21 protein-coding genes are annotated in these 18,840 nt (G+C 63.0%); 8 read left to right on the top strand and 13 right to left on the bottom strand.

From position 1 onward, the window contains the following. Positions 1-63 precede the first annotated feature (63 nt). Positions 64-1,485: a winged helix-turn-helix domain-containing tetratricopeptide repeat protein gene (locus QQK18_RS22125; protein ID WP_284342564.1), complete on the bottom strand. Its 1,422-nt coding sequence runs from the start codon at positions 1,483-1,485 to the stop codon at positions 64-66. A 313-nt stretch (positions 1,486-1,798) separates the two neighbouring features. Here QQK18_RS22125 and QQK18_RS22120 point away from each other — a divergent pair, with 313 nt between their 5' ends. Both QQK18_RS22120 and QQK18_RS22115 read left to right on the top strand, forming a co-directional pair. Beyond that, complete coding sequence (locus QQK18_RS22120; RefSeq protein ID WP_284342563.1) at positions 1,799-2,026, top strand: DoxX family protein; 228 nt, start codon at positions 1,799-1,801, stop codon at positions 2,024-2,026. A 39-nt stretch (positions 2,027-2,065) separates the two neighbouring features. Further along, complete coding sequence (locus QQK18_RS22115; protein ID WP_284342696.1) at positions 2,066-2,872, top strand: alpha/beta fold hydrolase; 807 nt, start codon at positions 2,066-2,068, stop codon at positions 2,870-2,872. A gap of 697 nt (positions 2,873-3,569) precedes the next feature. Here QQK18_RS22115 and QQK18_RS22110 read toward each other — a convergent pair. Together QQK18_RS22110 and QQK18_RS22105 are read right to left on the bottom strand one after the other, a co-directional pair. Next, positions 3,570-3,932, bottom strand: coding sequence for a putative quinol monooxygenase (locus QQK18_RS22110; RefSeq protein ID WP_284342562.1), 363 nt, complete (start codon positions 3,930-3,932; stop codon positions 3,570-3,572). A 69-nt stretch (positions 3,933-4,001) separates the two neighbouring features. Next, complete coding sequence (locus tag QQK18_RS22105) at positions 4,002-4,193, bottom strand: hypothetical protein (RefSeq protein ID WP_284342561.1); 192 nt, start codon at positions 4,191-4,193, stop codon at positions 4,002-4,004. 111 nt (positions 4,194-4,304) lie between these two features. Between QQK18_RS22105 and QQK18_RS22100 the strand changes: the two genes are divergently transcribed. Continuing rightward, positions 4,305-6,755: an ATP-binding protein gene (locus QQK18_RS22100; RefSeq protein ID WP_284342560.1), complete on the top strand. Its 2,451-nt coding sequence runs from the start codon at positions 4,305-4,307 to the stop codon at positions 6,753-6,755. Between the two features lie 99 nt (positions 6,756-6,854). Here the strand turns inward: QQK18_RS22100 and QQK18_RS22095 are convergent, their stop codons facing one another. From QQK18_RS22095 to QQK18_RS22070, 6 genes are all read right to left on the bottom strand, one after another. Continuing rightward, entirely contained in the window at positions 6,855-9,002 is a 2,148-nt protein-coding gene (locus QQK18_RS22095) for a methyl-accepting chemotaxis protein (RefSeq protein ID WP_284342559.1), read from the bottom strand. Between the two features lie 482 nt (positions 9,003-9,484). Further along, a complete protein-coding gene (locus QQK18_RS22090; RefSeq protein ID WP_284342558.1) occupies positions 9,485-9,769 on the bottom strand; it encodes a putative quinol monooxygenase in 285 nt (94 codons plus the stop codon). Positions 9,770-9,846: 77 nt separating this feature from the next. After that, a complete protein-coding gene (locus QQK18_RS22085; RefSeq protein ID WP_284342557.1) occupies positions 9,847-10,209 on the bottom strand; it encodes a nuclear transport factor 2 family protein in 363 nt (120 codons plus the stop codon). 47 nt (positions 10,210-10,256) lie between these two features. After that, positions 10,257-10,634 carry a nuclear transport factor 2 family protein gene (locus QQK18_RS22080; RefSeq protein ID WP_284342556.1) on the bottom strand — a complete coding sequence of 126 codons (378 nt, stop codon included), beginning with the start codon at positions 10,632-10,634 and terminating at the stop codon, positions 10,257-10,259. A gap of 114 nt (positions 10,635-10,748) precedes the next feature. Further along, entirely contained in the window at positions 10,749-11,411 is a 663-nt protein-coding gene (locus tag QQK18_RS22075; RefSeq protein ID WP_284342555.1) for a hypothetical protein, read from the bottom strand. Positions 11,412-11,493: 82 nt separating this feature from the next. Then, positions 11,494-11,757, bottom strand: a complete 264-nt coding sequence (locus QQK18_RS22070) for a DUF1127 domain-containing protein (RefSeq protein ID WP_284342554.1) — start codon at positions 11,755-11,757, stop codon at positions 11,494-11,496. Positions 11,758-11,876: 119 nt separating this feature from the next. Here QQK18_RS22070 and QQK18_RS22065 point away from each other — a divergent pair, with 119 nt between their 5' ends. Both QQK18_RS22065 and QQK18_RS22060 read left to right on the top strand, forming a co-directional pair. Next, a complete protein-coding gene (locus QQK18_RS22065; RefSeq protein ID WP_284342553.1) occupies positions 11,877-12,455 on the top strand; it encodes a TetR/AcrR family transcriptional regulator in 579 nt (192 codons plus the stop codon). Between the two features lie 273 nt (positions 12,456-12,728). Then, positions 12,729-13,241 carry a cupin domain-containing protein gene (locus tag QQK18_RS22060; protein ID WP_284342552.1) on the top strand — a complete coding sequence of 171 codons (513 nt, stop codon included), beginning with the start codon at positions 12,729-12,731 and terminating at the stop codon, positions 13,239-13,241. 217 nt (positions 13,242-13,458) lie between these two features. Here QQK18_RS22060 and QQK18_RS22055 read toward each other — a convergent pair whose 3' ends face one another. The 3 genes from QQK18_RS22055 to QQK18_RS22045 are packed head-to-tail and all read right to left on the bottom strand — an operon-like array spanning position 13,459 to position 15,190. Beyond that, on the bottom strand, positions 13,459-14,340 hold the full coding sequence (locus QQK18_RS22055) for an alpha/beta fold hydrolase (protein ID WP_284342551.1): 882 nt from the start codon (positions 14,338-14,340) through the stop codon (positions 13,459-13,461). A gap of 5 nt (positions 14,341-14,345) precedes the next feature. Beyond that, positions 14,346-14,834 (bottom strand): SRPBCC domain-containing protein, encoded by a 489-nt coding sequence (locus QQK18_RS22050; RefSeq protein WP_284342550.1) that lies wholly within the window; start codon positions 14,832-14,834, stop codon positions 14,346-14,348. A gap of 8 nt (positions 14,835-14,842) precedes the next feature. Continuing rightward, on the bottom strand, positions 14,843-15,190 hold the full coding sequence (locus tag QQK18_RS22045; protein ID WP_284342549.1) for an ArsR/SmtB family transcription factor: 348 nt from the start codon (positions 15,188-15,190) through the stop codon (positions 14,843-14,845). Positions 15,191-15,545: 355 nt separating this feature from the next. Here QQK18_RS22045 and QQK18_RS22040 point away from each other — a divergent pair, with 355 nt between their 5' ends. Both QQK18_RS22040 and QQK18_RS22035 read left to right on the top strand, forming a co-directional pair. Next, on the top strand, positions 15,546-16,400 hold the full coding sequence (locus QQK18_RS22040; protein WP_284342548.1) for a metalloregulator ArsR/SmtB family transcription factor: 855 nt from the start codon (positions 15,546-15,548) through the stop codon (positions 16,398-16,400). Continuing rightward, positions 16,400-16,972 carry a dihydrofolate reductase family protein gene (locus QQK18_RS22035; RefSeq protein WP_284342547.1) on the top strand — a complete coding sequence of 191 codons (573 nt, stop codon included), beginning with the start codon at positions 16,400-16,402 and terminating at the stop codon, positions 16,970-16,972. The genes QQK18_RS22040 and QQK18_RS22035 overlap by 1 nt, the downstream gene beginning before the upstream one ends. 227 nt (positions 16,973-17,199) lie before the next feature. On the opposite strand, the gene QQK18_RS22030 is transcribed toward QQK18_RS22035, so the two are convergent. Beyond that, entirely contained in the window at positions 17,200-17,928 is a 729-nt protein-coding gene (locus QQK18_RS22030) for an NIPSNAP family protein (RefSeq protein ID WP_284342546.1), read from the bottom strand. A 99-nt stretch (positions 17,929-18,027) separates the two neighbouring features. On the opposite strand from QQK18_RS22030, the gene QQK18_RS22025 reads away from it, so the two are divergent. Further along, positions 18,028-18,654 carry a TetR/AcrR family transcriptional regulator gene (locus tag QQK18_RS22025; protein WP_284342545.1) on the top strand — a complete coding sequence of 209 codons (627 nt, stop codon included), beginning with the start codon at positions 18,028-18,030 and terminating at the stop codon, positions 18,652-18,654. The last annotated feature ends 186 nt before the right edge of the window (positions 18,655-18,840 follow it).

Raw genomic sequence — 18,840 nt, 5'->3', positions numbered from 1 at the left:
CCGGTCTTGAAGCCGACGGTGAAGAGTTCCGAAAAGTCTTGAAGAGGCGTGCCGGGGCCGTGGCTATTCCGGGAGGCCCGCTTTGCGGTAACCCTCGGCAAATCGATCAGCATCCTGCTGGCGCTGCAGGTTCTGCGTCGTCAGCCATCGCTGGATTGAAAAACCTGGCATCAACCTCAGGAACGCCGCGGCCGCCGCGCGAGCCTCGTCTGTCAGCCCAAGCTGTGCCAGTGCGGCGGCAAGAAGTCGGCCGGAGGGCGCGCGCTCGACGCCGCTTATATTCAACGTCGCCACGACGTCCTCGTAGCGTCCGCCAGCATAGTAGGCGAAAGCGAGCATCCAGTCGTACCAACTGGGGGGGTACGGATTGAGGCGCATCGCCGAGCGTACGAGGTCCACACCATCGCCGGGCCTGCCCTCGATGACCAGGAGTTCGGCTTTGAGGGCCATGGCGTCCGCATGGTTGGGGTTGATGTTCAACGCCCGAGCGAAGGCCGCGCCCGCTTCCCCCAGGCGTGGCGTGAAGGCCAACGCGTAACCAAGATGCGCGAGGGCGTCGCCATTATCCGGGTCGAGACCGATGGCTGCTTCTGCCTCCGTGACCGCGTTCTCGATGCTTTGCCTTGGCTCAACCCCCCAATGCAGACCCGACTGCACATGGCTCATGGCAAGCCACGCGTGCGGCTCGGCAAAATCAGGATCGAGTTGAATAGCTTTGTGGAAGAGCGCAACGCCCTCGCGATACCCTTCCGGAGACCGCAGAAAGATCGAACGGCCCCGCTGGAAAGCGTCGTAGGCGCCGATATCGACGGGACGGCGATTGCGAGGGGCGTCGCCGACAGCCAGCACTCGCGACAGGGCACCCACGACCCGTCCCACCACCTGATCCTGTAGTGTGAACACGTCGCTGAGATCGCCATCGAAGCGCTCGGCCCAAAGCTGTGCCTGCTCGGCGACCTCAATCAGCTGCACGTTGATACGCACCTTGTTGGAAGACCGTCTCACGCTGCCGTCGATGATGAACCTGGCGCCGAGGTCAGCGCCGATACCACGGGTGTCGCCGCGCCGTTCGCGCATGGCGAAGGACGAGTTGCGCGCGATCACCACCAGGCCCGGCACGCGCGAGAGATCCGTGATCAGGTCTTCCGCTAGCCCTTGAGCGAAGAACTCCTGCTCGCGATCGCTGCTCACGTTGTCAAACGGCAGAACGGCAATGACCGGCGTGGCATTGTCTGTCCGCGAAGCATTACCAGGACCAAGAAAGCGATAGCCAATGCGTGGCACCGTAGCGATCCATTCCTGGCCTGCAGGGGACGTGCCGAGGGCCTTACGCAATGCAGCGATCTGCACGGATAGGTTGCTCTCCTCGACGACCTGGCCCGGCCATGCCGCTTGGAGCAGTGCGTCCTTACTGATGATCTCGCCCCGCTTCGCCGTGAGAACGCGCAACAATCCGCTCCCACGGTGGCCGAGCGCAACGGCCACGCCCTCGCGAAAGAGCGTCCCTGTCGCCGGATCGAACTCGAAGTCCCCGAACTTCATGCGGTCCCACCAAGGGTGAACTCATCCCCCACCTTGAGGCGTCCGCGAGACTATCACGTGCTATTTCGTTTGCGAACTCAAGCGCGTCAACGTCCGCTTCGGGGTGGAAAGCAGCCGTTCCAACGGGCGGTAGCCAAAGGTAGTTAAGCGCCAACAGCGGACATCAGGCCCCCACAGATAATGTCGGGTTGTGGGTGCTGCAGGCAGTCCTGGCCTTCCAGTTCGCCGGGGGGCGGCATCATGAAGGCTGCGCTACGTGGTCGGCGTGCTGGAGGTGGCCGGCGCGGTCGGGCTGCTGATCCCGTTGCTCTCGAGCCTCGCAGCCCTTAGACTCGCCGCCGTGATGGTCGGCGCGGCCATGACCAACCAGTTCCTTCTGGAGGAGAGCCCGTGGCTGCCCCTGGCCCTCCTGGTAGTGGCTGCGGTGATCGCCTGGGCTCGCAGATCCAGTAACTCAATCCTGGTCGACATTCTCCGACGGTGACGACCACGCATCGAGAAATGGAGAGAAGCAGTGAACGAGATGACACTTCGTGTGACGTCCGCCGACGGTACGAGGATCGCCTACGACCGGAAAGGCACTGGCCCGGCGGTGATCCTCGTCGGCGGCACCCTAGACGACGGCGCTGAGAACGCGCCGCTGGCCCGGCTCCTTGCCGACCATTTCACGGTCTACAATTACGCACGACGTGGCCGGGGCGCCAGCGGCAATACACCGCCGTACGCCTTGGCGCGGGAGGTGGAAGACCTCGACGCGCTGATTGCGACAGCCGGCGGCTCAGCTCACGTGTACGGCGCCTCATCTGGCGGCGCCCTCGCGCTGGAGGCAGCAGCGGCAGGTTCGGCGATCGACAAGATCGCGGTGTGGGATGTGCCGTACGTGATCGGGGACGACCTGTGGCCGAGGTTCAACCAGTATCTCGCGGACACCCACGAGGCATACAAAGCCGGCCGGGACGAGGAGCTCCTGGAACTGTTCATGAGGCTTACCGGCGGACCCGACGCGGACATCGCGGCTGGCAAACAGCACCCGATGTGGGCCTCGTCCGTCGCGCTCGCCCACACGCTCGTCAAAGACGCCGTGATCCTCAATGACTACAAGATCCCCACGAACCGACTTGCCCGCATCACTCAGTCGGTCCTGGTGACCACCGAGGGTCCGACCACCGAGCCCCAGTTCGCAGGCCTCCCGACCGACTTCTTCGACCGCGCCGCGAAAGCGATAACCGCTGCCATCCCCCAGACCGAACGACACACGCTCGACGGGCAGGGACACGTCGTCGCCCCCGAACTCATGGCCCGTGTACTGAAGACGTTCTTCAACCACTAACCCGTCGACTGATCAGGTCGCGACCGTGGGTCGCTTCGGAACGCAGGCCCATCGGCCACGTCAGCATCGGTCGGTGAGCGGCGACTCCTGAGTTCCGGAGTCTCGCCGCGTGTTGGCGCGAACGCGATCTGCAAGCCTGCGATCCTTCTCCGTGACGGGGGGCTCCGATGACGCGGACCTTGCCGCGGGCTCGTCAACTGGGCAGCCAGCGCACGGACTCACCCCGGGACTCGACTACCTTCTGCGACACGAGGTGTCGGTGGCCTCTGAGAGCATGCACGGCATACAAAACCCGAGCGAGGTGCGGGTAGACACCCAGCCACGACGAGAGCGCGAGCAGCTATGTCTACCCACGCGAACGCTCCCCTCATTCCCGAAGGCCGCCGCCGTACAGAGGGTGTGCGGGTAGGCCGATGGTCCGCTCTGGGCCAAAAGCGGTCAATATGAGAGCGAAGCACCGATGGCTGGAATGGGGTCGGTTGCTGCCACTCTCGTGATGGATTGATATTGGAATCCTTGCTGCGTTCCGGACGGCCCGCGCACCAACGCCGTCGGACCTCCCCGTGACGAGTTTGACCTGCTGTGGGCAGGGGCGATCGTCAGGACTCGGCACAGGCCGGGATGCGGCGCTTCTGAAAGCCTGTTTCCGGCCGATCGAAGCCCGCTCCGGAAGCCCGACCCGCACACCGGGCGGCGGTTATTCCGCCGCCGATTTCAGGTCCTGGAATACCCTCCACGGCGTGAACAGCTTTGGGCCGCCCTCTCCGAGCTGCATCTTGGGATCGGGCCTGCCCAACACCTCGCCGGTGACCGTCGCCGTCGCCATCAGCGGTTCCATCAGGTGACCGATGTGGGCAAAATGCTCCATCGCAGCGTCGATGTCGCGATAGCGCTCGAACACCATTGCCTCGCTCTCGTCTTCGTTGAAGAAGATCTCGTACTGGAGCGTGCCGGTGTCCTTGGTCCGGACGATCTCCATCGCCTCCTCACACAGGCGCTTGTATTCTTCCAGCTTGCCGGGGCGGATCTTGGCCCGGGCGATACCCTTGATTTCATCCATGGTTGTCATCCTTTGAAATGGCTGGCCCTACCGGCCAAGCTCGAGATTGATGGTTCGGAGCGCCGCCCGTCAGCGGTAGACAATGTCGTCACGGGTTGCGATCCGGCGGACGCCGATGTCACGCAGCGAATGGTCACTGAGACGGTCGAGATAGGCCGTGTCTGTTCCGGTTCGGTGGAGTTCGGCGACAAGCCCAACGAGGCGGGCGAGCACGGCTCGGAGAATAGAGGCAGCGGAAGAGCGGCGTTGGCGATAAAGCATTTTGTGTCTCCTCGACCTGACTGGAGGAGCATGCGACCGCGAGGCGCTTCAGGTCCTTGGCGCAATCCTGAAGAATTCTGAAAAACCGCCGGAGCGGCTATAAGGCGTTTCATGGAACTCGTTTTTGGCGATTACCGGCTGAAGATACGCGAGCGCGAACTGATCGGGCCGGCGGGACACGTCGCTCTCTCGGCGCGGGCGTTCGATTTGCTGCGCGCGCTGCTGGATGAGCCGGAAGGGTTGCTCGACAAGGATGCGCTGTTTGCGGCGGCGTGGCCCGGCATGATCGTCGAAGACAACACGCTCCAGGTCCACATGTCGGCGCTGCGCAAGGCGCTCGGCACCGGTTACATCACAACCGTCCACGGGCGCGGCTACAAGTATGTCGGCCCGCGGCCGCATGCGCCGGGCGTGCCGGAGCCGGCCCCTGAGCACAATAGTGGCAACATCGAACGCTATCTGGGCGATTGTATCGAGCGCGAGGCCGAGGCGAGCGCGATCGCGCGTCTTTTGGAGCAGCACCGACTGGTGAGCATCGTCGGATCCGGCGGCGTCGGCAAGACGACCGTCGCTACGGCGGTGGCGACCAGCCGCGAGGCGGCGGGCGGTGTCTGGCTGATCGATCTCGCGTCCCTCGACAGCGGGGCGTTCATCGACAGTGCGCTGATCCAGACGCTCGCCATTCCCTATCGCAGCGAAACACAGGTATTGCAGCTTGTCGCAGAGCACCTGCGCCGTGCCCAAGCGGTCCTGCTGTTCGACAATTGCGAGCATGTCCAGGCCGAGGCCGCGCAAATCATCGCAAAGCTGCTCGCCGAGGTCCCAGCGCTGCGGGTGTTGGCCACGAGCCAGGTTCCGCTGGGTGTTGCCGGCGAGCGCATCTTCAAGTTGCTGCCGTTCGCCTTGGCCGACGGGGCGGACGAAGGATTGCCGGCAGCGGGACAGTTTCTGCGCCACTGCATCGAAATGTCGGGGGAGACCCTGTCTCGCGACGACTACCCCGTCATTCAGCGGCTTTGCCGTCGCCTCGACGGCGTAGCCCTCGCCCTCAAGATGGCCGCTGCCGGCGCTTCAACGATCGGGCTGGAGGCGGTGGACGAGCAGATCGAGCGGCAGTTGGCGGGACTCGAAGCCGACTGGAATACAACTCTGCCGCGGCACCGATCGCTGCTCGCCTCGCTGCGCTGGAGCTACGATTTGCTGCCCGAAGACGTGCGGGGAACACTCCGTGCCCTTGGCGTCTTCAACGGCTCGTTTTCGCTCGCCGGTGCCCTCGCCGTGGCCGGGGAGAGCGCCGAGGCGCACATTGGCGAACTCGTTCGTCGCTCGCTGGTTGCCCGCGACACTGCCAATCGCGGACGCTATCGCCTGCTCGACAGCACCCGCCGCTTCGCGCTGCAGGAACTCGCGGCTGCCGGAGAGGAAAGCCTGGCACGCGACCGCCATGCGGCGTTCGTGACACGGCTGTTTGCCTCGAGCATCGAGCTATGGGAGACGATGCCCGATACGATCTGGGAAGCCACATTCAGGCCGGATGGCGACAACCTGCGTGCGGCTCTCGCGTGGACCAAAGCCAAGCCGAACAGCGCGGGGTATGTCGAGCTCGTCGCCGAAACGACGCGCTTCTTCCTTCAAGAGCAGTTGGGTGCCGAAGGGCTGGCGACCATAGAATCTGCTCTTCCCTCCGCACCGGACGCCAGCGCCCAGGCGCAGGCGCGACTTGGGTTGGCGCTGGCCGAGGTGGCGAGGGTCAACGCCGCCGATATCAAGGGCCGGCAGGGAATCGAAAGCGCGTTGGGCTGGCTGCGCGACAACGATCGGGGCCTGCGCTACTTCGAAGCACTGGTGATGCTGACCTGGATCACGACCTTCTCGCGCGATCGCAGCGAGGCATTGCCGCTCGTGAAGGAACTGGGCGACGTGCTGCACCGCATGCCGGTCTCCAAGACCAAGGCGTGGGCCCTGGTCGCGCTGGGGACACATATGTGGCTCAGCGGCGATCGTGAAGCGGGCCTTGCCCGCTGTCAGGCCGGATCCGCCATGCATATCGAAACCGGCAATTTGCGCGGACGCTTCCGCTCCCTGATGAATTTTACCGAGATCGTTCACAAGGAAGGCGACACGCGGCTTGCGCTTGAACTGGCGCAGTCGGTGCTGCCGGACGTGCGCCAGTATGCCACGCGGTTCCACCTCTCCAATCAACTCGGCAACATCGCTGCTTATCTGTTCTGGGTCGGCGAGATCGAGGAGGCCGAAAGGGCGCATCTGGAATCGGCGCCCGTTATGTGGCCCGACGGCAGTTACTGGCACCTGTGCGTTCTGCAGAACGCCGCAGAGTGCCACTACTGGCGGGGCGACCACATCAGCGCGTCGTTGCTGCTCGGCATCGTCGACAAGCGCGTCGAAGCCTGGCCCGACGGCAGGCAGGCGACCGAACAGATCCAGCGTGACCGGCTGCGCGAGCGACTGGCCGAGGCGCTAGGTGAGGGCGAGTACCGTCGGTTGCGCGAACAGGGCGCCAATCTCGACCTCGAGGATGCGCGGCAGTTGGCAGCGATGTAGCACGACCCTCGCGCTTACCCTTCCCATCCTCACCGTTACCGGCCACCGCCGCAGACCGGACGGTCGTCGTCGGCGGCGGTTCCGATGACAGCAAGCCTATCAGAACTCGTCCCAATCCGTAGAGACGGCGGCATTGCCGTTGCTCAGATAACTCACCGCAGCTTTGGCCTTCTGCTGCAGCTTCTTGATCGGAGAGCGCTCGGCAGCGCCCTGGAACGACTGCTGACCTGTGTTCTCAGCCGTCTTGAACACCGCGATGATCCTGTCCAGATCGACGGCCTGCGCCTCTGTCTGTTCGATGGCGGCGTTGGTTTCTTCAACCAGCGCTGCATTGTGCTGGGTCATCTCATCCATTTGCCGGACTGCAGTGCTGACTTCGGCAATGGCCGAGGATTGCTCGCGGCTGCCCGTCGAGATGGCCTTCATCAGCACCGAGTTGTCCTGCACCGCACCCAGGATGGATGCGAGCTTGCTGGCAGCCTCCGCCACGAACTTGGAGCCGGTATCAACTTCCTGGGAGCTCTGCTCGATCAGCACCTTCACCTCCGAAGAGGCCTCGGCCGCCGATTGCGCCAGGCGCCGAACTTCCACCGCTACCACGGCAAAACCCTTGCCGGCCTCTCCAGCTCGTGCCGCTTCCACCGACGCGTTCAGCGCCAGAAGATTGGTCTGGAAGGCGATGTCGTCGATCATGCCGATGATGTTGGAGATCTTGGCGCTCGAGGCCGTGATCCGCTCCATAGCACCAGTCGCGCGATCCATCACTTCGCCGCCTTCATTGGCCAGCCGAGTTGCCGCTTCGGAGCGCTCGGAGGCTTCCTCTGCCTTCTTGGCATTGTCGACGACAGTTGAGGACAACTGGTCCATTGCAGCGGAGGTCTCTTCGATCGCCGCGGCTTGCTTGGTCGTGCGTTCGCTGAGATCGTTCGAACCGGCAAGGATTTCCCCGGTTGCCGAGCGCAAGGCGCTGGAGGTATGCCGCAATTGCGAAACCACTTCGTTCAGCTTCTCGGCCACGGCATTGGTGTCCTGCTTGAGTTCGGCGAAGGCACCGCGGTAGTTGCCCTTCATGCGCAGGGTCAGATCCGCCTTGGCCAGCCCGGCCAGAACATCGCCGGCCTCGTCCAGGCCTGCGTTCACTGTCTCCAGCATCGCGTTAAAGTTGGTGGAGATGCGGTCGATGTCCTGGTCGTTGAAGCTTGCGTCGATGCGCTTCGAGAAATCGCCGTTGTTGGTCGCTTCGACGACGCTGTCGAAGGCGTTCTGGAAGTCCTGCATCATCTGCGCCCGCTTGGCCGCTGTGCGGGTGCGTTCGGCCTCTTCCTCGCCAAGTGCGGCGATACGAATGCCATTCTCGCGGAACACCTCGACTGCCTTAGCCATCGAACCGAGTTCGTCGCTCCGGTCTTTGCCCTCCACGGTGATGTCGTGGTCGCCCTGAGTGAGCTTACCCATCACTGCAGTCAGGCGGCCCATCGGTGCCAAGACGCTGCGCGCCAGATAGAGGCCGAACGCCCCGCACACCATAATCGTGAGCATCGTGCAGCCGATAAGCATGGTGAGGGCAAAAGTCTGGCCGGCTTCAGCCTGCTCGATGGCGTTCTGGGTGCGCGCCGCCAACTGGACGTTGAACTCGTCCAGGGGTTCCTGAATATCAGCCGCATAGCCGTGATACTCGGGCGAGTTGAGTAGCTGCGTTGCAAGCTGGAGATCAGGCTCCCTGTGAACCGTATAGTTGCCCTGATTGTCGGCGAAAATGCCCTTTACGGCGTTCATTGCCTTAACCTCGAGCGCAACCAGTTCGTTTGAGAGCGACTGCGACCTGGCAAGAAGGTCGAACTCGGCTTTCGTGAATCCGGCTTGTCGCATCAGCTCCTGCAACGGCACCGTGGTCGCGGTGTCTGGGCGTGGAGGGCGGCGTTCAGCGTCGTAGAACGACCAGTAGATGCGCTGAAATTCCTCTGGTCGCGGCGCCTCGCCCGACCGAATCGCCAAGATACGATTATACTGTTCCTCGTAGAACGGATCGGCTGTGGACGCATAGGTGCGGGCATATCGTGTCAGGTTCTGCGTATCCGACAGCAGCTCCTGCGCAAGCTCCAGAGAATAGGTCTGGCTTTCATAGGCGGCCTTGACCGCCCCGGCGGCGCTGCGGGTTTGAAATCCTGAGAAGGTTATGAGCCCGAGCGCGGCGAGTACGCAGCCGCCGGCAAGTATCGTGCGCGCTCTGATGGTCGACATGTTCATTGCGTCAGCTTCTCCTCAGGGGCCTAAAAGACTTGCGCCGTGGCCGTTGCCATCCGCGAGCCCACGCACAACTGCTCCCCCACAAGGTCGCCCTTGTTGGCCGAGGAGTTCTGTGAGGTTCCGGATATGCCTGACATCGACGCAGCGGAGGATGGGAGCACGCTCCCAAATCGTTGGTGGGACCTGTCAGGAATATCCGCGGGTTCTGCTGAGAACCGCAACAGTCGAGAGAGGCTGATTCTTGATCGGCCGCAAGCCGACCGACGGCAGGACAGTAAGAGTGCGCGAGTTAAGAATCTTTTGAAAAGCGGCCTCTTTGTGTCAAAGAAGAAGGTCGCCGCCACTCCAGCACGGACTCACGGCCGAGAGGAGCATTCACGTGGCCTTCCGAGCCGGGCAACTGGTATTTCGGGCCGCGTTCGTTGAGAATGACGAACGCTTCGCAAGCGGCTCACCTGAACGATCGATGCGCCGTGCGCGGCTTAAGCCAGCTTCTCGACCCTATCGCTCCGATAGAGCGAAACATGGCTCTCTTGCGCCCGTGACCTGGGCCCCTTCGCCACTTTTCGCCAAGCTTTCCATGCCTGTTCGTCGCGCCAAATCTCGATAATGTTGCTGCGCGTCGGGTCGAGCGAGTCCGCCGTGATCGCCATGTCGATGCATCCGTCCTGCGTCCTTGCCCGTCCGACCATTTCTGCGAACGCCGCGACCGCGGCGTCCCGGTCTTCGACGCTCTTTGCAAGCGAGTAACCAGCGATGATGATCATTGTACTTCTCCTTTTTGAGTGGTGCCAGGTCAGCACTCCCGCAGGCAGCTTGCCGCAAGGATATGCCTTGCGGCGGGTTATCCCTTCACGTAGCCCATGCCTTCGACGATCTTTCCGTCCCGCACGCGCATGATGTTGACACCCCTGACCCGGTCGGCATCGCGCTTGCCCCAGCGGAGCTGCCAGCGGATGATGCCGCGATCGTCGCTGGCCCAGATGTCTTCAAGCTCGAATGCGAGGTCGGCGTTAAATGCGACTCCCTTCCAGAACGTGAGGCATGCCTCACGTCCTTCGTAGCGTGCGCCATCGGGTGCGGGGGTCGTGTTCTCGAGAACACAGCCTTCCCCGATCAGCTCATCGAGGTCATCGGGGCGATGCGCCTCAAACGCGTCGTGGAAGCGCTGCATGAGCGTGTGGGTAGTGTTGCTTGCGTCAGTCATTGCTTACCTGCTTGAGTTCGGTTGGTTACGATACCAGGTGCCGGGGTTCATTCCGGCAAGGGCGCGGCGTCACCAGGTGATTTTGCGTAAGCCAGCGCTTCGACGATCTTGCCGCCCTGGACTCGCATCAGGCTGACGCCGCGGACGGAGCCGCCGTCGCCGAAGTGAAAGCGCCAGCGCACGTTCGCGCGGTCGCCCATCACGAAGGTGTCCTCCACTTCGAAGCGGTTGATGCGGTCGGCCGCCATTGCTTTCCAGAACGCCAAGTTCACCGCAGAGCCTTCGTAGCGCGTGCCGTTGGGCGCCGGCTGTATCGACTCCATGACGCAATCCGGTGCGACCAGGTCTTCGAGGAGCGCAGGATCGTGCTCCTCAAACGCTCGGTTGAACCGGCGGACGATTTCAGATGTGTCGTTCGATTGCATTTTTTCCATCTCCTATTTCAGACAGGTCAGTTTCCACGAGCCTCGGGCGACTTCCGGAGCCGGTGACGGGCCGATCTCGACAAAGCTCGCCAAGGCGGCGGGCATCCCAGCCAGTCAACCTCCCACCATGACATCGGCGACGCCGTAGCAGTGGCTCGCCTGGTAGGCGTTCCGCCCCCGGTTCATGTGCGTCAGATTGAATCTTCGAATGGCGCGCAGCACGTGGGGGGCTGCGAGGAATGTGTGGATCGAGGCGGAGCCACGCACATTGATGCCGAATATGTCCTCGCCGCGTGGGAAGAAATAGCTGACGTCTTCTGGCGTCGCGACGCAGTGCTCGAGCAGGACCTCATCCACCTGGCCCTGCTCGGTTGAACGGTCCGCGGTGAAATCCGAAAGGTGCACGATGACTCTCGCGCGGATACCCTCGCCGTCCGCATAGATCGTGAAAAGCTCCATCCAGCTCGTATTGACGCGGACGAGCGGCTTATCGGACGTCGACGGCAGACAAGACACCGACCAGTACTGACGCTCGGTCCTGCGTGGCATGGGGATGCAGTTTCGGCCGTAATGCCGAAGAATCTTCAGAACGTCTTGTGCCTGCGGGCGAGCAAGCAGCTTCTGGACTCGCGGCATGTACTTGAACCGCAGTTCCATGGATTGCGAGCGCTCGTCGGCGTCAGGCAGGTCCGTGTTGCCTTCCATCCAGTTGCGCTGCTGCTCAACATTTAAGAATTGGCGCAGGCCAGTGGTGCTGATGCGAGGAGTCTTGCTCATGTCAGATGCCCTTTTTGGGGATGATGAGAACCCTGCGACTTGCTGGGGAGTCCGCGCTTCGGTTGGCGGACGACGCCACTCTTCACCGGATGTCCGGCCGGCTGTGGGGCTTTCCCCACGGCGAGGCGTGCTGCCCGTCGAGCGCGCCGTAGACGTCGGAGGGCTCGAAGCCCGGCTCCAGGCCCACGTCCATGAGCAGGTGTTCGTCGAGGCGCGACAGGAGGGCCAGCGTCTGCCGTCGGCCGTGCCAGCGCTCCACCGAGGCGAAGACGCGCAGAAGGCTGCTGAGGAAGCCGCTTGTTCCGAGGCGTTCGGTTACGAATTCCTGGTGTTCGAGAGTTGTCATTTTTGAATCTCCTTTGCCTGGTGGTCCTCGGTTGTGATGAACAGACAGGTCGGTCTGTCTGTTGCACTATACAGACCTGTCTGTTACTGTCAAGCGGTGAAAACAGAGACTCTCAAACGATGAATTTACGGAATCCCGATAGCGGGCCGTCGGCCAGTCCCGCGCGTCAGCGCCTGCTCGAGACCGCGACCCGGCTGTTTTATACCGAGGGCATCCATGCCGTCGGCATCGACCGCATCATCGCGGAGGCGGGCGTGGCCAAGGCGACGTTCTACAATCACTTTCCGTCCAAGGACGACCTCGTCCTGGCCTACATCAAAGATCAGGATCGGATTGGACGGGAAGCGGTGGCCGCGTTGCCGAAGCGGCCGCCGCGGGAGATGATCGCGGCCGTCATGGGACGTATCAGCGAGGCCGTGGTCGTGGGAGATTGGCGAGGATGCCCGTTCCTCAACGCGGCAGCCGAATACCCGAACGCGACGAGCCCGGTGCGGCAGGCCATTGATGCGCGGCGCGCCTGGTATCACGGCGTGCTCCGGGAGTTGCTTGAAGCAGACGGCGATCCCGCCCCGGCCGTCACCGCCTCGCTGCTCGTTGCGGTGTCGGACGGCTTATTGGAAAGCGCCTATCTGGATGACGCCAAGCAGATCGCAGCCCTGATCCGGGAGGCGCTGGCGAGAATCCTGGTTCCGCGGTAGGCGGTGCTCTGCGATGCATACACATCGCTGCCCAACTCGGACCTCCGATAGACCTCCAAATCCATCTATATGCAGACCGTCTGCTTCGGCGGCTTTAGGCCGAAGGCGGGCGGCCTTGCGTGCGGCTTGATCGGACTGAGCGGTGCGTCCGAACGCAAGCCTCTGTTTTTTCCTTCGGCCATCGCCTAGCCTCCATCGCGCCACCCGACCAACTCGGAGTTTGTCCGCAGAACGCCGGTCGGGACACGACGCAATCATATGGGAGCCGGGCGCATGACCGAAGCTATCGTCAACCTTGGCAGCATTCCGCTCAAGCCAGAGCAGACCGGAAGCCGGTTTGTCGCCCAAGTTGCCGAGATCGGGACACCTCTCGGCCTTAAATGGCTCGGGGCCACATACTACATCGTTCCACCCGGCAAGACGGCGGTGCCGTTCCATCGCCACCACACCTCGGACGAGATGTTTGTCATTCTCTCGGGGAGTGGTGAATACCGCCTCGGTGATGAGCGAATTCCCGTTGGTGAGGGCGACTGCCTGGGGGCACCCGCCGCCGGCGCTGCCCATCAGCTTTTCAATACCGGCAGCGAACCACTGCGCTACCTGGCGGTGTCGAACAACACGAGCGCCGAAGTGATCGAATATCCCGACAGCGGCCGCGTCCGTGTCGATGTCGGCGCCACCGGCTATCATCGTTTCGACGGCACCTTCAAGGAAGGCGGTAAGCTGACGCCGTTTGGCTATTGGGAAGGTGAGGACATCGGGGCGGAAAAGGATGGTGGAAAATAGATACGGGTTTGCCTGGCGGTTCCCGGTGGCCGCCAGCGCAACGCTACGGTTCGCGCGTCCCAATGGGCGCTAGCCATTCTGGCGGTTCGGGTATTTCCCCAACAGCCGCCGGTCTGCTTAGCTTGCCGCACCTTCACCCGGGCGGGACCGTCGAGGCGCACCGCTACTCGACACCGGCCGCAAGGGCGGCAACGTCCTGTTGCGCGTGAGCCGAGCGCTACTGCGTGAGGAAGGCCGTCGCGACCTCGGTGAGGAGCGGCGACTGGATCAGGCTGTAGTGCGTGGTGTTGGGGATGATGGCGAGCTGGCTGGCTGGGCGCAGGGAGCCGTCGAGCCCGGCGTCGCGCTGGCCGCCACCGAGGAGCTTCCAGAACTCGACCATATGCTCGGGCCGGATGGAATCCGCGTCCGCAAAGACCAGCTGGGTCGGGACCTTGATGGCCTCGACGCCCTCGGTCCAGTCGTAGTCCGCCTGGAACATCTCACCGGTCTTGCGGAACATCGTCTCCCAGTCGACGTCCGGGTAGAGCTGCGCGAGCGGCGAGCCCGAGATCTGTTGGCCGATGGCGGCGGCCATGCCGGGCATTTGCTCGAAGGCCTGCCGGATTTCGGGATAGTTGCCATCGGCGCGGAATGCGATTGACACCGCGACCAGCTTTTCGACCAGTTCCGGGTGCCGGATCGCGACCTGCAGTGAGACAGCGGCGCCGAGCGAATAGCCCATGAAGCGCGCTTTGCCGATGCCGAGTTGCCCGAGCACGGCCGCGACGTCGTCGGCCATCGCCTCGATGGACCAAGGCTCGTCGCTGTCCGTGCTGAAGCCGTGGCCGCGCAGGTGAATGGCGATCACCTTGTGGCTCTTGCCCATCGCGGCGAGCGGGGCGCCGAAGGTGTCGGACGGGTTGACGCCGCCATGCAGCAGCACCAGCGGCGGACCGTCGCCGTGGATTTCGTAGTGGATTTCGGCGCCGCCGACCGGGACCTTGCCCGTGCTGCTGGGGGTGCTCATCGGGTTGTCTCCTGCGGTTTGGGCAATGACGGGCGCAGCGACGAGGGCCGCAGCGACAAAGGCGAAGGTCAAGAGGGCGCGCCTCAGCATGATGGTTACTCCTCTGATCGGTAAGTCGCGAGCTGGCGCTCGAGCTTGTCGTAGGCCTGGTTGGTGCCGCGGACGAAGCCGCTCTTGCTCGCGAACTCGAGGTCCGCGGCGCTCTCGAACTCGGCGCGCATGGTAAAGAGCGTCTCGTTGCCGAGCGCTTCGAAGGTGAGGGTCGCAAGATAGGTCGGCGGTGGGTTGCCGCGCCATACCGCCGCCGGCGAGGGCAGCGGCCGGTAAATGATGCGTTCGGGCGCAAGGATCTCGACGAAGTGGTAGCGCACGGGACGCTCGGTGCCGTCGGGCGCCCGCATGGTGACGTGCCACGCGCCGCCGGCGCGGAATTCGAACCTGGTGATGACCGAGGTGAAGTTCTCGGGGCCCCACCACTGGGCCAGCAGGTACGGGTCCTCGAAGGTGCGCCAGACGAGGCTGCGGGGCGCCTTGAGGCGGCGCGTAATGACGAGCTCGCGCTGTTCCAGCGGGTCGCGGGCCATGGCGCGCCTCAGTTCTTCTTGGCCGCGGGATCGGCCGACTGCAGGCGCTCGAGCAGCCCGTCGAGCCGGTTGAGGTTTGTGTCCCAGAACTTCGAGAACTCCTCGATCCAGCTGTAGGCCTCGCGCAGCGGCTGCGCCTCGAGCCGGCAGGGCCGGAGCTGCGCCTTGCGTCCGCGGCTGATGAGGCCGGCGCCTTCGAGGACCTTGAGGTGCTTGCAGATCGCCGGGATGCTCATCTCGAACGGCGCGGCGAGCTCCTTCACCGACGCTTCGCCATCCATCAGCCGCATCAGGATGGCCCGGCGGGTGGGGTCGGCAATGGCCGAGAGTGTGAGGCTGACCTGGTCGGGTTGCATGTCTGTTCCTAACCGATTGGTTAGCTAACCTGATGGTTAGATACAGCGGGTAGGGAGGTGTGTCAAGGAGGGTGGGCGATCGCCTTCACGGGAACGGGAGCGCTGAAGCTCACGCCGGCGGCCGAGGCTGGGCGGTCGCCGGCACCCGATGTCGGCAGCGGAGCGTCGCTGCCGCTGCATGCCATCGCGCTCAGTGACAGCGCGGTCAGCCGCGAAAGCCCCACGACGGACGACCAGCCGGGTGCTCACCATCGGTGACGGTCGTCGTCGCGGAACGCGGCACACATTTCGCACGCGGCACACCCTCGGTCGAAAACGGCTTGACCCTTAATATGCACGAAGATACATATGCATAATGATGCAACAAAGCGTATTCCAGACATTGGCCGACCCCACGCGGTTTCGCATCGTTGAAGCGCTGGCAGACGGCGAGCAGGCCGTGGGTGACCTGGTTCGTGCCGTGGACATAGATCAGTCCGGCGTTTCGCGGCACCTGCGGATCCTTGGTGAAGCCGGCTTCGTTTCGATGAGGCCTGATGGGGCGAGGCACCTCTATTCGCTCCGACCCGAGCCGTTCCTGGCGATCGACGACTGGGTTCGCAGCTATCGCAAGCTTTGGGAGAGCCGGCTCGATCGCTTCGACGCAGCCCTGGCGCGACGGCAGAGCATGCGGCAACCCGGGGGGGGAGAAGTGATGGTGCAGGCCAGCGAGCAGGGCGCGGGTACGATCAGGTTCGAGCGGGTCTACGACGCATCGATCGAGGACGTTTGGGCGCTGTGGACCACGAAACAAGGGCTCGAGGAGTGGTTCGCGCCCGAGGGCATGCGCGTCGAGGTGTCGGCCCTCGAGCTGCGGGTCGGCGGTGCCTTCGATCACGTGATGACCGCGGTGGGCGCCGAGCAGGTCGCCTACCTGGCGAACCTCGACAGGCCGCAGACCGTGCGGGTAAGCGGTCGATTCGTTGAGATGGTGCGCCACCGGCGGCTGCGTATCCGCTTCGACATCGACTTCGTCCCCGGCGTCGAGTCGTACCCCTACGACATGATGGTCGAGCTCCACGCCGAGGCCGGGCGGGTTCGGATGATCTTGACGGCCGATCGCCACCCGGACCCCGAGATGACACGCGGCGCAATCCTTGGACTGACCAGCCAGCTGCAACGCTTCGACATAGCCATCGCGGCACGAGCGACAAAGGAGCAACGAGCGTAATGCGACCGCTTCTCTACTCCATCAACGCAACGCTCGACGGGTGCGTCCACCACAACGCGATACCGGCGGACGAGGCGCTCCAGCAGGAGACACTGCGGGCAACGCATCGTCACGCCACCGAGAGCATCGGCCGAGCCGACGCCCTGCTGTTCGGCCGCGTCACCTACCAGATGATGGAAGGGGCGTGGCGGCTGGATACACGAACTACGACGCCACCTGACTGGACAGAACCTTTCGCGCGCACCATCGACGCGATGAAGAAATACGTCGTTTCAACAACGCTCGACCGGGTCGACTGGAACGCGGAGCTTTTGAGCGGAGACTTGGGTGAGGAGGTGGAAAAGCTCAAGCAGCAGCCGGGCGGTCCACTCTTCACGGGCGGCGTGAAGCTCCCGATGGTGCTGGCGGAGCTGGGCCTGATCGATGAGTACGAATTCGTGGTGCAGCCCAGACTTGCCGGCCATGGGCCCACCTTGTTCGCCGGGCTCTCCAAATACGTCGAGCTGAAGCTCGTCGACCGGAAGGAGCTCAGCTCAGGCGCTGTAGCGCTGCGCTACGAGCCGAGAAGGTAAGCGCGTAAGCCCACGACTTGAACCGGACAATGGTGTTCCCGCCCGATTGGCGCGTTCCGGACGGTCCATGCACGGGCATGTTGTGGTTACAAATGACCAACATGGACAATGACCATTGTGGGGTGGAAAACCGCCGGACCGCTTCTGGGTGGAGCAGTTGGGCAAGCGGCCATTCATGTGGCTGACGCACTTCGACGGCAACCGCGCCAAAGAGCGGACAAAGCCACCTACCAGGCGCAAAGCGACCGCGGCGTCGGCGTCAAGCGTGCCACCTCGATCTTCCGCCAGCACTGGCCGTCCATTCGGGGATAGACGTCGTTGGTCCAGTTGACGTTCTGTCTTAAGCGCTCCCGGTAGTGGGCTGCGCTGTCTTCGTCCTTGTGGCTTTCGAACCAGACAAGCACAGTCTCTCCCTCGCGAACCGGGAGCCTCGGAAAGCCATTCACGCTGCGCTCCGTGACAAATACAGCGTCAATGCGGGCGCCAGCGTCTCGCATAATTGGGAGCGCGTTTTCATTGACGAACCGGGCGAACTCGTCCTCTGTCCCGGGAGCCAGCGAGCAGAGATTCACGACGATGAGGCCGCATGCTTCGGGCCGCTCCCCCTCCTGTCTTCTTGGCAGATTGTGAGCGAACGGTTGCACATCGTTTGTTGGCTTCAGGAGCAACACGTTATCTGAGTTGAGCATCGTTTCGTTGGCGGCCGGTCCGTGTTTCTTCCAGATCGCACTTGAATAGAACGATCCGAGCGCTGCCGTTCGGGCTTCCATGTCCTTGAAAGAGCGCACCCAGACAAAGGCATCGGGATTGTCAAGGTCGCGGAACTCGCCTTCGATGCGCATGCCCAGCGCTTCCTGCGGCTCAACGAATTCGCTGTCAAACAGTCTGATCAATGTCTCCCCACCCCCTGGCCGAAGCCGATAGCGGCGCAGTTCAAAAACGGTGTGCGTGTCCATGATATCTCTCAAACAGGTCAATCGTCCTGTTGATATCAACAGGACGATTGACCTGTTTTGTCAAGACGCTATTGTTGAACGAAATTGCAAATAGCTTCCATGACCGGAAACAGAAGAACCATTGACCCCAAGGCCGTGCGTCGCCGGATTGTCGACGCCGCCTACGATGCCTTCGTCACCCAGGGCTATCTCGCGACAGGAATGTTGGAACTGCGCGAAAAGGCTTCAGTATCCGGTGGCGCCATGGCGCATCATTTCCCGGCGAAGCGTGAACTCGGACTCGCGGTCATCCGCAATCGGGTGGCCGAAGCCGTTCGCCAGACATGGATCGAGCCGCTTGACGCCTGTGCGGACGCGCCAACGGCCATTGATCTGATCTTTGGAAACATCGTCAGCGAACTGATGCGCAAAGGCTCGGTCTCTGGCTGCCCCCTCAACAACATGGCGATGGAGGTTTCCCGGCACGATGAAGAGATGCGCGATGCGCTCAGCAGTGTTTTCGCCGTTTGGCAGGAGGCTTTATCGGCAAAGTTTCAGAAGGACATCGACGCAAACCGCGTTGTCGGCATCGATCCTGGCCGCCTCGCCACGCTGGTCGTTGCCGCCTATTCCGGAGCGATGGCGATTGCAAAGGCCGGCCAGGATGTTCGCCCGCTCATCAACTGCCGGGCGGAACTCGCGGCGCTTCTGGCATCGAAATATTCTCCGACAGTTCCGGCTGGCTAATGCTTCAATATCAAAAGCGGTCCTGGAGGAAGGCGGTGAACGGTCCTGTCCAAGCCGAAAGCCAGATACCTTTCCGATGGCGGGTTTCGGGTCGCGGCAATTTTGGCTGAAAGGCCGCAATGGGGTGGTGAGTTCAACCGGTCATCGCAACACCTCTAATCTGAGAGGATGGGGAGGTGTCGCATG

This window comes from Devosia nitrariae, from assembly GCF_030160115.1.
GTDB classification, from domain to species: domain Bacteria; phylum Pseudomonadota; class Alphaproteobacteria; order Rhizobiales; family Devosiaceae; genus Devosia; species Devosia nitrariae.
This window is presented reverse-complemented; position numbering and strand designations above follow the sequence as displayed.

Coding starts and splice junctions, on each gene's coding strand:
- QQK18_RS22115 (WP_284342696.1), top strand. CDS start 2,066: ATGACACTTCGTGTGACGTCCGCCGACGGTACGAGGATCGCCTACGAC.
- QQK18_RS22110 (WP_284342562.1), bottom strand. CDS start 3,932: ATGGATGAAATCAAGGGTATCGCCCGGGCCAAGATCCGCCCCGGCAAG.
- QQK18_RS22105 (WP_284342561.1), bottom strand. CDS start 4,193: ATGCTTTATCGCCAACGCCGCTCTTCCGCTGCCTCTATTCTCCGAGCC.
- QQK18_RS22100 (WP_284342560.1), top strand. CDS start 4,305: ATGGAACTCGTTTTTGGCGATTACCGGCTGAAGATACGCGAGCGCGAA.
- QQK18_RS22095 (WP_284342559.1), bottom strand. CDS start 9,002: ATGAACATGTCGACCATCAGAGCGCGCACGATACTTGCCGGCGGCTGC.
- QQK18_RS22090 (WP_284342558.1), bottom strand. CDS start 9,769: ATGATCATCATCGCTGGTTACTCGCTTGCAAAGAGCGTCGAAGACCGG.
- QQK18_RS22085 (WP_284342557.1), bottom strand. CDS start 10,209: ATGACTGACGCAAGCAACACTACCCACACGCTCATGCAGCGCTTCCAC.
- QQK18_RS22080 (WP_284342556.1), bottom strand. CDS start 10,634: ATGCAATCGAACGACACATCTGAAATCGTCCGCCGGTTCAACCGAGCG.
- QQK18_RS22075 (WP_284342555.1), bottom strand. CDS start 11,411: ATGAGCAAGACTCCTCGCATCAGCACCACTGGCCTGCGCCAATTCTTA.
- QQK18_RS22070 (WP_284342554.1), bottom strand. CDS start 11,757: ATGACAACTCTCGAACACCAGGAATTCGTAACCGAACGCCTCGGAACA.
- QQK18_RS22065 (WP_284342553.1), top strand. CDS start 11,877: ATGAATTTACGGAATCCCGATAGCGGGCCGTCGGCCAGTCCCGCGCGT.
- QQK18_RS22060 (WP_284342552.1), top strand. CDS start 12,729: ATGACCGAAGCTATCGTCAACCTTGGCAGCATTCCGCTCAAGCCAGAG.
- QQK18_RS22055 (WP_284342551.1), bottom strand. CDS start 14,340: ATGCTGAGGCGCGCCCTCTTGACCTTCGCCTTTGTCGCTGCGGCCCTC.
- QQK18_RS22050 (WP_284342550.1), bottom strand. CDS start 14,834: ATGGCCCGCGACCCGCTGGAACAGCGCGAGCTCGTCATTACGCGCCGC.
- QQK18_RS22045 (WP_284342549.1), bottom strand. CDS start 15,190: ATGCAACCCGACCAGGTCAGCCTCACACTCTCGGCCATTGCCGACCCC.
- QQK18_RS22040 (WP_284342548.1), top strand. CDS start 15,546: ATGATGCAACAAAGCGTATTCCAGACATTGGCCGACCCCACGCGGTTT.
- QQK18_RS22035 (WP_284342547.1), top strand. CDS start 16,400: ATGCGACCGCTTCTCTACTCCATCAACGCAACGCTCGACGGGTGCGTC.
- QQK18_RS22030 (WP_284342546.1), bottom strand. CDS start 17,928: ATGGACACGCACACCGTTTTTGAACTGCGCCGCTATCGGCTTCGGCCA.
- QQK18_RS22025 (WP_284342545.1), top strand. CDS start 18,028: ATGACCGGAAACAGAAGAACCATTGACCCCAAGGCCGTGCGTCGCCGG.